This is a genomic window from Leptospira kmetyi serovar Malaysia str. Bejo-Iso9 (assembly GCF_000243735.2).
GTDB lineage: Bacteria > Spirochaetota > Leptospiria > Leptospirales > Leptospiraceae > Leptospira > Leptospira kmetyi.
Window position 1 is genome coordinate 695,809 of record NZ_AHMP02000003.1, and the last position, 15,577, is coordinate 711,385.

Below are 15,577 nucleotides of genomic sequence, written 5' to 3' on the forward strand. Positions count from 1 at the left end.
TCTGACTTTTTAGGATTTATGGCGTACTCAAATCTGAAAACTTTTTTCCTAAATGAAATTCTTCTTTTTCAGAAGGAATCCGGTCTTTAAACTGGCGCAATGTTTCGAAATCTTATCAAAATTCTATCGTATCCGATTCGTCTGATCTTTCACTGCATCCGCTGGTTTCGATTTCGATTCTTTCGAGGCAATCATTACTTTCTGGAAATTCCGTCCGAGTTTTCGAACTACCGCAAATCTTTCTTTATGAGACTTCTTTCGTCCAAGGACGATGAAGTTTTTTTCACGGATTTTTTACTCGAACTCAAACTTCTTTCCCAGATTCCGAATCTCGAAAAAATTTCGATTCTGATTCAACAACCCGAGTACGGATTCGGAGAAACGCTCAGCATCGCGGAACGATTGCAGATTCTAAAAGAATCCGGCGTAAAACTCGACGGATTCGCTCTGACCGGCGGATTAAAATCCTTATTCTTACTCGGAGTTTGCGACGAACGATGGAGTTCGGAGGCTTCCGAATTCTTCCCCGTTTTACCTTCCGCGGAATCTTTCTTTTTTGGAAACGCGGGAAAAAAATGGGGAGTCAAGGTCGAAACCTTTCAAAGCGGACCTTATAAATCTTTCGGAGAATCCTTTCAAAGAGAAGGTTTTTCGCCCAAGGCAAGGGAGAATTTAAACGCGCTTCTCAAACAAATGACGGACGACTTGGAATCGTTGTTCAAACGTTATACGGGCTTTGCTCTCAAAACGTTTGCGGAACCTTTTTTATCCGCAAAAACGTTGAAGGAAAGAAAATTCATCACGGGCTTTTTGCACGAAGAGGATTTTAGGGAGAATTTTTTATACGCTCATTACGAAAACGACGAAAAGGATCTAAAGCCGATCACAAAGGAATTGAATTTCTCTTCTTTATATCGTTTTGCTAAATTACGAAATTTTAAACTTCTTCCGGGGAGAGAACCCATCGTCGCGGTTCTTCCCTTAAAAGGAAACATTCATCACGATACGATCGGAAAGGGAGAAGGCAAAACCGACGGAATCTCCTATCATTCCGTAAAATCCGCTCTCAAGGAACTCAGAGACGAACCTTCCGTAAAAGCCGTGATTTTGGAAGTGGATTCTCCCGGAGGTTCCGCGTTCGTTTCGGAACTTTTGTATCAGGAAATCAGAAAGTTACAAAAGAAAAAACCGGTCTATGCGTATGTACAAAACGTGTCCGCGAGCGGAGGTTACTATCTTTCCTGCGGGGCTTCTAAAATCTACGCTTCTCCGTACGGAATCGTAGGAAGCATCGGAAGTATTTCTCTTCGTTTGGATATGAAAAATCTATACACCAAACTCGGCGTGACCAAGGACCGAGTCGGGTTTTATAAATACAGGGATTTATTGTCCGAATACGGGCCGATTCATCCGGAATCCAAAAAATTGATGGAAAAGGAAATCCAAGAATCGGAAGGACTTTTTTACAAACGGGTTTCGGACGCGCGCCAGATCGAAGTGAATACCTTGGACAAACGTTTCGGTCAAGGCCGCGTTTTTACATCGAGTCAGTTTTTAAAGGACAAGATGATCGATTCCATCACGGACTTTTTGGGAATGCTCGAAGACATCAAACAGGAATTGAAAACCGAAAGGGTTCAACTTCGGTATCTGCCCACCCTATTTACCTTTCAAAGTTTTCTAAAATCCTTAACGCCCGGATTTTTAGCAAACCGACTCGGCTTACATCGATCTTCGGTTTTTACGGAAGAATTTCGATCCGCGTCCGTTCCGATCGCCGATCCTCTTCGAAAGAAGTTTCAGTTTGAAGAAGCGGAGTTTTTATTCCATTCTCCCTTTTGGAAACAGGGATAAAGAATGTTTACTTAGAGGCGGCTTTTGAAATCCGATTGAGAAGCGCCTCTTTGCCGTTTTCGTCCTTGGGAGTTTGACACCAGGCTTCTTTGATTTTTCTACGATCGCATTCCACAAAAAACGAATAGATGGATTTCATGTATTCCTCGTTATTCGAAACGACGACGGAATATTCGGAATCGGATTCGATTCGAAAACCGATCTGCGCGAATTCCTTTGGAATTCCGTTTAACGAATCCTTTAATACGACTGTGCACTGAGGAGCGTAGTGTCTGTATTTGAGCCCGGGGCTAATCGGGGCCAAATTCGTCGACGTCGATGCGGTCGCTTTTGATATTTCGCCGAATTCGCCAAAAGATTCCAGTCCTTTTAAATCGGGAAGAATTTCCAACAGCTGATTTCGATCCACAAAACCCGGACGAAGTAGCACCGGAACATCGGAAGTAAAGTCGATCACAGTGGATTCGATTCCGATCTTGGGTTCCACACCCGTAAGAATACAATCCACTTTGCCGTTAAATTCCTCCAAAACATATTCCATTTTTGTTAAGGACGGTTTTCCGGAAAGATTGGCCGAAGGCGCGGCAACCGGAACACCGCAGGATTCCAAAAATTCTCTTGCGGTGGGATTGGATGGAATTCGAACAGCGACCGTTTTCAAATCCGCCGTAAAAAGATCCCGGTTGCGTTTCGGAAAAATTCCGGTGATCGGTCCGGGCGAAAATTTTTGAAACACAAGTTCGCCCGGTTGGTTCACCTCGCCGCAAATTCTCAGGGACGAAAGATTTTCAACGTGAAGGATGAGAGGATTGTCGGACGGGCGATTCTTAACTTCGTAGATTCTTCTGCAGGCTTTGTGATCGAAAGCGGAGGCTCCGATTCCGTAGACCGTTTCGGTCGGAAAAACGACAAGCCCTCCTCGAAGCAGAATTTTCGCCGCTTCTTGAGGAGAGTCGGTGATGAGAGTATTAACCTTGTTTTCTGGCAAGTTTCTCCGAGTGATGTTGACGATCCGCTTTCGCTTCTTCGGGAGCCGTTTGTTGAGTTTCCGGAGCGGGAACGTTCGGATCTTTTACGGGCTCTTTCACTTTTTGTACGGGAGGAAGTTTATTAGAAACTAATAATTCTAGATAATCGTTGATTCCCGGATCGTTGTCGCTGATCAATTGCCAGAAAGAAAATCCTCCGAGATCGTATTGTCTCAAAAGATTCATCTTATCTTCAAAGGCTTTTCGGTTCATATAAAACGCAACACGGTCGCAACCTTCGGACTTATACCAAATACTAGGATCCTCGTATGTTTTACCGGTGTGAACCCAGGAGAACTTGGAAAGATTGGTCCAAGAATCGGAACCTTTGGTGTTGGCGAGAATCTGATCGATGTTAGTCGGTTGTCTGTGAATTCCCAAATCCTTTTTACGAACCGCGTCCTGATAATAAACGGACTTGATCTTCGCGTTGCAATTCAAAGCCCAATCGTATCCGTAAGTCGGAATCGCCATATAAAGCTGACGGGAAGGAACTCTCGCTTTCGCGTATTCGATGATACTTTTGATCCAAGTGTTCGGAGCCTGCGGTCCCGGTCCGGGGTTTCTGTATTTACGAGGATGCAATTCATATGCCATAATCTTAATACGATCCGCGTATTTTGCGAGGAAGGCGTAGTCGTGCGTCATAGGCCCTCTCCAGTTTTCCGCGTAATCCATCTTGATCTTGTCTTTCAAACCCTTGCAGGCTTTTAAGGATTCTTTTTTAGCGGGAGTTTTCGGGTGAACCGCAACGGAAAGAATTTTACCGCGTTTATGAATCTCTTTGGAAAGAATGACGATGAACTCTTCGAACTTTTCCTTTTTCTCGCAGCTCATTCCTTCGTAGTCGATGTCGATCCCGTCGTAACCGTATGTGTCCACTTCATGAAGAATGTTCGCCATGTGACGATCGCGGATATCGTTGCGACCGTTCATACCGATGTTCTCGGAGATTTTTTCGTATTTATTTTCCCAACGGAAAATCGTAGGAATGATCTTTACGTTCGGATTGAGTTTGCGAAGTTCCGCGACTCGTTCGTGTTTTTGAGTGCTTCCCCAGCTGGAATAAAGATCTCCGTTATTCGATTCTCTTCCTTTCATTCCGTAGATAAACGGATGAATCTCGTTGTAGAGATGAACCGTTTTTTTCATCGCTTCGTAATCGGAAAACCAAGTGGAAGCGCGGAACGTCGTATTGTCGTCCGCTTTCGGAAGAAGCGTAGCCTCGGGCATATCTCCACCGAAAGAAAAGAAACTCGATTTGGATTCTTGGGAAGAATCTTCGGATTTGGAAGCCGTGTCGTCGCTCTTTGCGCTTCCGTCCGTTTTATCGATAAAGAACAGATTTTTGATTCCGTCCATGATCCCGACGGAACTCGTACGAACGTTTTCCCCCGTAGGGTTGGAATCTCCTTTTTTGAGAAGGTTGATTCCTAAGGAAAAGGAAAGTGCGGATAATAAAAACCAAGTTAAGGAATAGAATAAGAACTTATTCTTAGGTTCGGAAACTTTCTGAAAAGGAACGGGTTTTATCAAACCTTCGGGGATATTGTGTTTGTCTTCTTGTTCGTGTGCCATCGGTGTTACTGTCTAATTATCGAATCGAAACCTAAGAAAATAAAGAAGTTTCCTAATTCGATGATTTTGGGACCCACTTCCAGAGATTTACAGGGTGAGAGACTGTCAAATGGTTCTTTTTACAAGTTGACGAATTCCATAGGTAAGCGAAAAAAACCGCTTATGCCTCTTTCCAAATCTCTGAAATTATTTATCACCTTAAACGCATTCTTTCTTACTTTCTTGATTCTCGCCGAAGTGACAGGTTCAAAACTTTTTGTCTCTTTCGGTTTCACACTGACGATGGGAGTGATTCCGTTTCCGGTCACGTTTATCGTAACGGACTTGTTGAACGAGTACTACGGAAGAAAGGGAGTTCGTTTTACGACTCTTGTGGGAATGGTCATGATCTTTGTAGCCTACTTTCTTTTGATGCTGGATATGTCCATTCCGGCGGCGAAGAATTCCCCCGTGGACGATCATTCTTTCAACGTGGTTTTCGGGAACTCGGGAAAGGTGATCGTGGGTTCGATCGTGGCGTATTTGATCGGACAGTTGATCGATATCCAGATCTTTCACTTTTTAAGAGTCAAAACCAAGAACAAATACATCTGGCTTCGAGCGACCGGATCGACCATCGTTTCTCAGCTTGTGGATTCTTTCGTCGTGATTTATATCGCCCTCGGAGGCGGAAATCTAACCTGGCAGGAACTCAATCAGATTTCGACGAACAACTTTATCTACAAATGCGGGGTTGCGGTTGCGATTACTCCTCTGATCTACGGAGCACACAAAGCGATCGATTGGTATTTGGGCGAAGAAGCGGAAACCATGATCGAATCCGCGATGAAGGAAGGACGATCGGATACGGAACCGCTTTCTCCGGGTTGAAACGCGATCCATAGAGAGCGTTTCAGCCAAAAGGTGAAACCGTTGGCTCTGAACGAAGTTCAGAAATCAACGCAATCTATCGAGCGACCATAGAAGCAAGATACTGAGTTAAGAGAGCATTTCAACTCACTCAAAGTAAAACCAAATCCGATTTTTCCAAGGATCAAAAACGGAAACGTATTTTAAATCCTGGACCTCAAGCGCAAACCCACGAGAAAGCAAATCGGATTTTAACGATTCCCAGTCTCCCTTAGAAATTCGAAACGTAAGCGTTCCGGGACTGACCGGGCAATTTTTAGATTCTTTGCTGAAGATCAAAACTCCTCGATTTGTCTGAAAAAGTTCGGAATGGTTTTTGGAACTGCTCCGAATTTCCAAACCGAAAAGTTCCCTGTATAAATTCGCCGAAACGGAACAATCCGTGGATTGAAAATTGGCCGCGTAAAATTGGATCATGTTGGGATAAAGGTCCGCTTCCTTTGGGAAGAATGCGGATTCTTCTTCGTTTAATTGGTTGTCTAAAGAGTAAAACCCAAAAAACTGGAAGAAGAATTTTTTGCGAGAATCACATGGCAACAGATCAGGAAGACTACGTTCGCATATTTGATACGACTCTGAGAGACGGAGAACAATGTCCCGGAGCCGCGATGACCGAAAACGAAAAAGTGGAAATCGCCGCTCAACTTGCCACGATGAAAGTGGACATCATCGAGGCGGGGTTTCCCGTTTCTTCCCCCGTTCAATTTCAAGCTGTCGAAAGAATCGCTCGAGAAACAGAAGGTCCGGTCATCGCCGCACTTGCAAGAGCGATGAAAGCCGATATCGAAGCCGCATCGAAGGCTTTACAACCCGCGAAAAAAAGAAGAATTCATACCTTTATCGCATCCTCTCCGATTCACATGAAATACAAACTCGGAAAGGAACCCAAAGAAGTTTTAAAGATGGCGATAGAAGCCGTTACTCTTTGCAGACAATTCGTGGACGACGTGGAATTTTCTCCCGAAGACGCGACCCGAAGCGAACCGGAGTTTCTCCGAGAACTTTGCGAAGCCGTGATCGAAGCCGGTGCGACCACGATCAACATTCCCGATACGGTCGGTTATACGACTCCCGCTGAATACGGAAATCTTTTCAAATTCTTAATCACAAACGTAAAAGGCGCAGACAAAGCGATCTTCTCCGCGCATTGTCACAACGACCTTGGACTTGCAACCGCAAATTCTTTGGCGGCGGTTCAAAACGGAGCGCGTCAGATCGAATGTACGATCAACGGAATCGGAGAAAGAGCCGGCAACACGGCCATGGAAGAAGTTGTCATGGCGATGAGAACCAGAAAAGACGCTCTTGGAATTCAAACCAGAATCAAAACCGAAGAAATTGCACGGGCTTCTTATCTCGTAAAGACGATTACGGGAATGCTCGTACAACCGAACAAAGCGATCGTGGGCGCCAACGCGTTCGCACACGAATCCGGAATTCATCAGGACGGAGTCATCAAACACAGGGAAACCTACGAGATCATGAAACCGGAAACCGTAGGACTTTCTTCCAATCGAATGGTTCTCGGAAGACATAGCGGTCGTGCGGGATTTAAGGATAGAATCGTAAAACTCGGATTTTCTCCGCAGGCCGAAGAACTCGAAGCCGCGTATCAAAGATTTTTAGACATCGCCGATCGTAAAAAAGAAATCTATGACGAAGACATCCGCGCCCTATTCTCCGAAGAAACCAGAAAGTCAACGGGAGATCGTTTTCAACTCGAAGGTTTTACCGTTTCCACAGGAACCAAAAGCACTCCGACCGCAGGAGTAAGAATTTCCATCGACGGTCATGTAAGGGAAGAATCTTCCACCGGTGATGGCCCGGTCGACGCGATCTATAAGGCGATTCAAAAAACCACAGGTATGGATCCGGAAGTTTCGAGACTTGTGATTTCTCCAGTAACCGAAGGACAAGACGCGATGGCGGAAGCATCGGTCACCTTGGAATACAAAGGAGAACGAGTCGTTGGAAAAGGAAGTTCCACGGATATCATCGAGGCCTGTTCCAGGGCTTATATTTCCGCCCTCAATCGACTTTAAAAGTTTAGAATATTCTAAATTTTGAATTCTTTTTGAAAACGAACGTTCCGAGGAAACGCGACCTGCTCGGAACCTTTGAATCTCATACGCTCGGCATTTCGATAAGGTCCTCCAAAATCTCCGAAGTCTGTGACGCCGCACCCAACCCGCGAACTTCAAAAACTTCAAGAATTTTGTTTCCCAGAATTCTTTCTTTCCAGCGCCTTTAACCGAACAAGGTTCGGCAATTTGTTGGATATCAAATCAGAATTCGTCTCCAAAAAACCACACAAAGCCCACTCGGAAGATAAAAACGAATCGCCCATTGATTGTAACGATCCCTAAATAATTCTCTTGCCCGGATTCGGATCGATTTTCAAGGTAGAATGGAGAGATTCTCCATATAAAAGGTTTGTTATGAAATATTCTGAAATTTTTGAACCGATTCAAATCGGTTCCGTTACGCTTCCGAACAGAGTCATCATGGGTTCTATGCACTTGGGACTTGAAGGAATGCCTATGACCGCGGATAGAATGATCGCATTTTACGGAAGACGTTTCGACGGAGGAGCGAGTTTTATCACGACGGGAGGAATTTCCGTCAACCACGAAGGAAAGGGTTCGAATATCTTTTTCAATTTTCAAAAGGAAGAAGACTGCAAAGAACTTTCCATCGTTGCAAACGCGTTGAAACCGAAGGGAATTTTTTGCGCTCAGCTTTTTCACGCGGGGAGATATGCGTATCACCGCGAACTCGTGGCTCCATCCGCATTGAGAGCGCCGATCAATCGTTTTATTCCGAAAGCCCTTTCCGAAGAAGAAGCCTGGAGAACCATCGAAGATTTCGGAGACGCCGCGCTCAAAGCAAAGGAAGTCGGTTTCGGAGCTGTGGAAGTGATGGGAAGCGAAGGTTATTTGGTGAATCAATTCTTCTCCGGCGTAACCAATCAAAGAGATGATTTTTTCGGAGGAAGCCCCGAAAAGAGAATGAACTTTGCGATCGAAGTGATGAAGAACGTTCGTAAAAAAGTAGGAAAGGATTATCCGGTCGTTTATCGTATGTCCGGAATCGATTTGATTCCCGGCAACCCTACGTTTGAAGAAGTGATCGCTCTCGCGGAACGATTGAAAGAAGAAGGAGCGGACGCTTTAAACATCGGAATCGGTTGGCACGAATCGAGAATTCCTACCATCTCCATGCTCGTTCCTCGAGGCGCTTGGGCGAAAATTTCCGGAAAGATCAAAGCGAAAGTCAAAGACATTCCGATCATCGCATCGAACCGAGTCAACATGCCGGAGACCATGTCCCGAATCTTAAAGAATCACGAAGCGGACATTCTCAGTATGGCCCGTCCCTTTTTAGCGGACCCCGATATTTTAAACAAAATCAAAGCGGATCAAGAAGAAAGAATCAACACTTGCATCGCCTGCAACCAAGCTTGTTTGGATCACACGTTTAAGGAGCAGATGGTTTCCTGTTTGGTCAATCCTTCCGCAAACCGAGAACTCGAAATCAGCAAACTAAAAAAACCGGATAAAAAACACGTCGTGGTTGTGGGGTCCGGTCCCGGAGGACTTGAGTCCGCGAGAATCAGCGCGATCCGAGGTCATAAGGTAACGGTTCTCGAAGCGACCGATAAAATCGGAGGACAACTCAACCTCGCGGCGCAAATTCCGGGTAAGTCCGAATTTTTCGAAACGATCCGTTATTTCAAAAACGAACTTAAAAATTTAGGAGTCGATATTCAGTTCGGCCATCAGGCAACGCTCGCCAGCATTCTTTCTTTAAAACCGGACGCGGTCATCTTTGCAACCGGGGTTAAACCGAGAGAATTCTCCCTTCCCGGAATCGAAAAAAAGAAAACCGCATCCTACGCGGATTATCTTTCCGGTAAGTTCAAACCGGGTAACAACGATAAGGTGGCGATCATCGGAGGTGGAGGAATCGGTTGCGACGTGGCTCACAAACTTACGGAAGAGGATGCGCCTACGATCGATTCTTACTTTCATCGTTACAACGTAACCTCTTATACCGAAGCGAAAATCCGTCCTGAAAAATCGGGAAGAAAGGTTTCCATCTTCCGAAGATCGGGTAAGATCGGTTCCGGTTTAGGAGCGACCACGGCTTGGGCCTTACTCCAAGAACTTGAATCCAAAGAAGTCGGATTTTACACTTCTCTCAACTACAAAGAAGTAACGGACAAGGGTCTTGTTGTGGAAACCAAAAAGGACGGTCCCGTTACGATCGAATGTGATTCCATCATTCTTTGCGCGGGACAACTCAGCGAGGTTTCTCTTTACGAAGAATTCAAAACGAAATCTCCCGAAATCCCATCGTATCTGATCGGAGGAGCCAAAGACGCATCCGGGATCGACGCAAAACGCGCGATGTTGGAAGGTTTTGAAGCGGCGATTTCGATCGGAGTGAATTAAAAACTTCGAATTTTCGAAACGAGATTCGACTTTTTTTCAAACGAACCATTCTCCTCTGACGACACGAAGAACCGTACGCGTTAGGAGGAGAATGTATTGTTCTCAAAAACTTTTTTTGTTCTTTCGATCCTTGTTGTTCTAAACGCAAACTGCGGATCTGATTCTTTCACTTCCGCGGAAAAGACCGGGTCCACAAACTTCCAAGACCTTTCCGGAACTTGGGAAATGTACACGGATTTCCAAAACTTAACGATCTTACAAACCGACCCGAGCGCGGGCTCGGAATTCATTTCCAAACTCGATCCTTCCTTTTGGAAACCGGTTTCGATTCCATCCAATCTAAAAGAATACGTGGACTTTCATCGCGGGGCCGATTCTCCGAATCAAAAGGAAGTCCCGTTTTTGCTTCGAAAGAAAATCGAAATAAAAAATCCCGAAGATTCCGCTTTGAGTTTATCCTTGGGAAAAATATCCGATCACGCAACCGTCTTTTGGAACGGAGAAACACTACACGAAGAATCCTTTTACGAATACGAGAATTCGAAACCCCAGGGTTACGACCGAACCCGGATCTACGAAATTTCGAAAAATAGAATATTCAAAAAAAATGAAATACTAGTATTCGTTCGACCGTATTTCGAATACGAATTCGGAATCTTGTCCGGTCCGGTCGCGATCGGTTCCTCCGCTGAAATCTGGAAACGGTTTTATCTGGGAGAAATCGGCGGACTTTTGGTGTTCGGTTCCTTTTTACTCGTGGGAATTTTCTTTCTTTTTCTTTCCGTTCGGGAACGAAAATGGGAGGAGAATTTTTACTTCGCGCTTTTTCTGATTTTCTTCGCCTTGTTTCAAATTTCCCTTTCCGAACTCAAATACAATACGGGCTGGAGGATTCTTCACTTAAAAAAGATCGAATATTCCTTCCTTGCGTTTTTGTTTCCGTTCTTCTGCCGATTTCTAAATTCTTTGTTTCGAAAGGCGAAAACGAAATTCCATTCTCTTTTGGAACTCGGCACAAGCGCCGCCCTTGTCTGGATTCTTTTTTCGGAATCGGTGGAGAGAATGGATCAAATCAATCGTTATGTTCTGCAAGTTTCCTGGATTGGATTCGTGTTTTTGAGCTTGAGAATTCTTCTTCCGAATCTCAAACGAAGTTTCGAATCCAAGATGATTCTTTTCGGAATTTTATTTCTGCTGGTTTGTGTGGGAAGCGACGTTCTTTCCCAAAGAGGAATGTTCAAAATGATTCGTCTTTCCGGTTTGGGGGTTTGCGGGTTTCTCGGATTTCTCACCTTGATCCTCGCGGATAAGTTCGTACGAATGAAGGAAAAACTCAAATCCTGGAACCGCGTTTTGGAAAGCGCGATTCGAAACCGAACCGAAACACTTTCTTCTACGCTCGAGGAAATCAAACGACTCAAAGAACAACAGGACGGGGATTATTTTCTGATCACCCTTCTCTTTCAGCCCTTTCTTTCCAAAAATCATAAAACGGATTCGACTAAGATCGAAATTCATAGAAAACAATATAAGAAGTTTCAATTTAAGAATCGATCCTATGAAATCGGAGGCGATGTCGTATTAAACGAAACCGTTCTCATCTCCGGAATCGAATACAGAGTTTTGATCAATGCGGACGCGATGGGAAAATCTTTACAAGGCGCGAGCGGCGCTTTGATTTTTTGTTCCATCGTGAAAAGTTTTCTACAAACCCCCGATTACGAATTTAGAAATCCGGAGAATTGGCTTTTTCTTCTTTATCGGAACTTACAGGCGGTCTTTGAATCCTTCGACGGAAGCATGTTGGTTTCCGGAATTCTTTCCTTATATAGAATTTCAAGCGGAGATTTATTCTTTCTGAACTGCGAACATCCGCAGATCGTTCTGGTTCGAAACGGAAAAGCGGTTTATCTCCGCGAAGACGAGATGCTTCGAAAGATCGGCTTTCCCGATTCCGATCTCAAAGTAAAGATCGAACATTTTAAACTTTTGCCCGGTGATACGATCCTCTATGGCTCGGACGGAAGAGAGGATTTGTACATTCAAGATTCTTCATGTTCTTCTGAAAAACAAAAATCCTCGGAGCCCGGTTTGTTCTTCGATCTCGTTGAAAAAGAAATTCCGGACTTGGACAAACTCGAAGACAAAATTCTCGAAATCGGAGAACTCAGCGACGATCTGAGTTTTCTAAAAATTCAAGCGGCGCCGGAAACGAACTTCGAAGAGGAACTTTCCCGATGTAGAATTCTCATCCGACAAGGAAACGAATTCTTTCAAAAGGAAGAATTCCAAAAGGCCTGTTTCCACTACGCGCGCGCTTCCCTTCTCAGACCCGGAGATTTGAAACTCGCGAGAATGGTTTTGCTGCTCGCAAAGAAATCCCAGAACTTCAAACTCATCCGTTTCTTTTCCGAAAAGATTCTTCTGAGAACGGATGGATTCGAACTCCAAGGTTCCAAGGATTCCCCCCGGATAAAAACCTATTTCCGACTCGAAAACCTCGATATTACCATTCAGGACTCTACTTCCGGAAAAAAAGCAGTTTAAACGGACATAAAAGAATTTATTGTTGAAATTGTTTCAAAATAAATGTATTAGTCATAATTAATTCATTCTTTAGCGAAGATTCGAGCACTTTGTAAATAAGGATGAAACCGGAACGAAAGTCTCCTAAATCTTTAGCCTTCCGGTTATCTTTCAATGCCAGCTCGTTTGCTGGGATAGAATCCGAATCCTTTCTACGGATCGGGTTTGGATTCCGTCCCGGAATTTTAGCCGTTGGGAAAATAAAAAAATATGAAGATCTATTCGGGCGCGATCAGTTCAAAATTGGATCAACCTCCCTTGTTCGTTACCAAAAACGGACTCAAACGAAAGATGCCGATTCAAGAACCTCAGAAAGTCTTGGAAAATTCCCTGGCTTACAGCCTTGAGAAAAACGTATTACTGATCTCATACAATCTTCTTCTGGATCATACCGGCGATTCCAAACTCGCGGAAAGCAGTTACCTACAATTCTCGGCGCGGTTTCACGAAACGTTCACACAAGAGTCTTGGTTCTTTTTATCCAATCGAATCGAAACTTTTTTGAGAGAATACGAACAAGCCAAACTGGATTTTCACTACGATTCCAAATTCTAAAATAAAATTCTGATTGAGTTAAACCGAGCTGAATTTACCCTGAAAAGTACCTTGATTCCGGTATTTTTCTCAAACCGATTCCTGCCAGAATTTTGAATTTATATCCTATTTGGAGTTATCCATGAAAACTAGAGTGATTACTTTCCATTACACCCTTCACGACACGGAAGGCAACCTAATCGATTCTTCCGAAGGAAAGGCGCCTCTTTCTTATCTGGAAGGCGTGGGTCATATCATTTCCGGTCTGGAAGATGAAATGAAAAAGATGGGAGCCGGAGAAAAAAGAAAGATCAACGTTTCTGCGGAGAATGCGTACGGACTTAAGGATCCGGATTTAATCTTCGACGTTCCCCGCTCTCAATTTCCTCCGAACGAAGATCTTCAAGTCGGAATGATGTTTCAAACCGACGAACCGGATAAAGTTTTTACGATCACCGAATTGCAAGATGAATCCGTAATCGTCGACGGAAATCATCCGCTCGCGGGAGTCAATCTCGTGTTCGACGTCGAACTCACCGGAATCCGCGAAGCGACCGAGGAAGAAATTTCACACGGACACGTTCACGGAGAAGGTGGTCACCACCATCACTGAGAATCGATTCTGATTCATATTCATGTCCTGGAAGGAAGAATTAAATCCAGCTCAATTAGAAGCGGTCCTTACCCAGGAGGGACCGGTGCTCGTTTTAGCGGGCGCCGGAACCGGAAAAACAAAAACCATCGTCAGCCGTTTGGCTCATCTCGTTTCCTCGGGAATTCCAGCCTCTTCCATTCTACTTTTGACGTTTACTCGTAAAGCCGCGAGAGAAATGATCTTACGCGCGTCTTCGATCGGCGATTCCAAATGCGCGGACGTACAGGGCGGAACCTTTCATTCCTTTTGCAGCGGCGTGCTTCGAAGATTCGCTCCGGTTCTCGGGATTTCCTCGGACTTTACGATCCTCGACGAAGCGGACGTTTTGGACGTCTTTCAGTTTCTAAGAAACGAAAAAGATTTCGGAAAAACCAAATCCAGATTTCCCTCCAACGAAACGTTAGTCTCCATTCACGGGGAAATTCAAAACACCGGAAAAAATCTGCAGGCTATATTAGAAAAAGATTATCCTCAATTTATCCAAAGGTTCGAAGATATCACTCTGATTTTCGGCGATTATAAAATCTACAAAAGCGAACGTTCCCTTCTCGACTACGACGACCTTCTCTATTTTACCAAGGACTTACTTTCCAATCATCCCGGGGTTCGAAGCACACTTTCCGAGAAGTACAGATTCGTGATGGTGGACGAGTTTCAGGACACGAACAAGGTTCAGGCGCATATCGCCTGTCTTCTCGCTTCCGAACATTCCAATCTGATGGTGGTCGGAGACGACGCTCAGTGCATCTACACCTTTCGAGGCGCCTCGGTCCGAGGAATATTAGATTTTCCTAAAATATTTTCCAACACCAAAACCGTTTTTTTGGAAAAGAATTATCGAAGCACTCCCGCGATTTTGAATCTCGCAAACGCGGTTCTCCATAATTTCGCGGAAAAATACGACAAATATCTTTTTACGGACAACGAAAACGGTCCCGTACCGGCGGTTCTTCAGTTTACGGACGAACTCGAAGAAGCCGAAGGAATCGCGGACATTCTTTTGCAAAAAAAAGAGGAAGGAATTCCGTTTCAAAGAATGAGCGTTCTTTTTCGAGCGGGATGGAATTCGAATCAGCTCGAACTCGTTTTAGCAAAACGGAATATTCCTTTCGTAAAATTCGGCGGAAGAAAATTCATCGAAACCGCGCATATCAAGGACTTGCTTTCCTTTTTAAAAATTCTTTTGAACCCTTTGGATTCGGTTTCTTGGATTCGTGTCTTAAAATTGATTCCCGGAATCGGAAACGCGAAATCAAACGATCTTTTGGAAAAGATTCGAATGAGTTCCGGTTCTTTCGAAGTTCTTTCCGAGGAAAAAGGAAGTTCGATCGAAAAGTATCTTTCTCCCCTTTTGAATCTGTATCGGAAACACAAGGAAGGTTCTTCTGTAGTTAAGAATATCGCAGCGGACTTTATCGATTACTATCGCGTTCTTTTGGAAAAAAATTACGACGATTATAAACGAAGATCCGAAGACTTGGATTCCGTTTTGGGCTTCGCACTCAAATACGATTCTCTTGGCGCATTTTTATCGGACCTTACGATGGATTCCGCTTCCTTAAGTTTGGATAAGATCAAACCGGACAATCAAGAATCCGATCTGCTTAATCTTTCCACGGTTCATTCCGCGAAGGGACTCGAGTTCGACGTGGTTTTCGTATTGAATTCGACCGAAGGCGTTTTCCCCTCGAACAAAAACACGGATACCGAAGAGGAACGAAGACTTTTTTACGTGGCGATCACAAGAGCCAGAAAGGAATTGTTTTTAACCCGGCCTTCCTTGGCGCAATCGAGATCCGGTCCGTATTACACGAAACTTTCCCGTTTTTTGAGCGAGATCCAATCTCCAGAAAAAGTATATGAGTTAAAGCTAATGTCCGGCAAATCCGCGAACAAGGATTCCTTTGCTTCACAAGGAACTCCCGCGAAACCCGCAAACGATTCTTTCGCTCGTATCCAGGATTATTTCGGAAATTGAT

At 44.4% G+C, this 15,577-nt stretch carries 11 protein-coding genes; 8 read left to right on the forward strand and 3 right to left on the reverse strand.

From position 1 onward, the window contains the following. Positions 1–99: 99 nt before the first annotated feature. Positions 100–1,854: a signal peptide peptidase SppA gene (gene sppA, locus LEP1GSC052_RS05620; protein ID WP_010574837.1), complete on the forward strand. Its 1,755-nt coding sequence runs from the start codon at positions 100–102 to the stop codon at positions 1,852–1,854. 7 nt (positions 1,855–1,861) lie between these two features. Here sppA and LEP1GSC052_RS05625 read toward each other — a convergent pair whose 3' ends face one another. Both LEP1GSC052_RS05625 and LEP1GSC052_RS05630 read right to left on the reverse strand, forming a co-directional pair. Beyond that, on the reverse strand, positions 1,862–2,842 hold the full coding sequence (locus tag LEP1GSC052_RS05625; RefSeq protein ID WP_010574838.1) for an L-threonylcarbamoyladenylate synthase: 981 nt from the start codon (positions 2,840–2,842) through the stop codon (positions 1,862–1,864). Then, complete coding sequence (locus tag LEP1GSC052_RS05630; protein WP_010574839.1) at positions 2,823–4,460, reverse strand: glycosyl hydrolase family 18 protein; 1,638 nt, start codon at positions 4,458–4,460, stop codon at positions 2,823–2,825. Before LEP1GSC052_RS05630 ends, LEP1GSC052_RS05625 begins: the two co-directional genes overlap by 20 nt. Positions 4,461–4,622: 162 nt before the next feature. Between LEP1GSC052_RS05630 and LEP1GSC052_RS05635 the strand changes: the two genes are divergently transcribed. Next, complete coding sequence (locus tag LEP1GSC052_RS05635) at positions 4,623–5,330, forward strand: queuosine precursor transporter (RefSeq protein WP_010574840.1); 708 nt, start codon at positions 4,623–4,625, stop codon at positions 5,328–5,330. Positions 5,331–5,456: 126 nt separating this feature from the next. On the opposite strand, the gene LEP1GSC052_RS05640 is transcribed toward LEP1GSC052_RS05635, so the two are convergent. Continuing rightward, the gene (locus LEP1GSC052_RS05640) at positions 5,457–5,786 is read right to left on the reverse strand and encodes a hypothetical protein (RefSeq protein WP_010574841.1); all 330 of its coding nucleotides are present in this window, start codon (positions 5,784–5,786) and stop codon (positions 5,457–5,459) included. A gap of 38 nt (positions 5,787–5,824) precedes the next feature. Here LEP1GSC052_RS05640 and LEP1GSC052_RS05645 point away from each other — a divergent pair, with 38 nt between their 5' ends. The 6 genes from LEP1GSC052_RS05645 (at position 5,825) to LEP1GSC052_RS05670 (ending at position 15,576) form a co-directional block, all read left to right on the forward strand. Beyond that, entirely contained in the window at positions 5,825–7,411 is a 1,587-nt protein-coding gene (locus LEP1GSC052_RS05645) for a 2-isopropylmalate synthase (protein ID WP_100755066.1), read from the forward strand. 396 nt (positions 7,412–7,807) lie between these two features. Next, positions 7,808–9,823 carry an oxidoreductase gene (locus tag LEP1GSC052_RS05650; protein WP_020985861.1) on the forward strand — a complete coding sequence of 672 codons (2,016 nt, stop codon included), beginning with the start codon at positions 7,808–7,810 and terminating at the stop codon, positions 9,821–9,823. A 96-nt stretch (positions 9,824–9,919) separates the two neighbouring features. Next, positions 9,920–12,370: a SpoIIE family protein phosphatase gene (locus LEP1GSC052_RS05655; RefSeq protein ID WP_020986048.1), complete on the forward strand. Its 2,451-nt coding sequence runs from the start codon at positions 9,920–9,922 to the stop codon at positions 12,368–12,370. 249 nt (positions 12,371–12,619) lie between these two features. Then, positions 12,620–12,964: an LIC14007 family protein gene (locus tag LEP1GSC052_RS05660; RefSeq protein WP_010574845.1), complete on the forward strand. Its 345-nt coding sequence runs from the start codon at positions 12,620–12,622 to the stop codon at positions 12,962–12,964. Positions 12,965–13,085: 121 nt separating this feature from the next. Next, positions 13,086–13,556 carry an FKBP-type peptidyl-prolyl cis-trans isomerase gene (locus tag LEP1GSC052_RS05665; RefSeq protein WP_010574846.1) on the forward strand — a complete coding sequence of 157 codons (471 nt, stop codon included), beginning with the start codon at positions 13,086–13,088 and terminating at the stop codon, positions 13,554–13,556. A 22-nt stretch (positions 13,557–13,578) separates the two neighbouring features. Further along, entirely contained in the window at positions 13,579–15,576 is a 1,998-nt protein-coding gene (locus tag LEP1GSC052_RS05670) for an ATP-dependent helicase (protein WP_010574847.1), read from the forward strand. Position 15,577 lies beyond the last annotated feature (1 nt).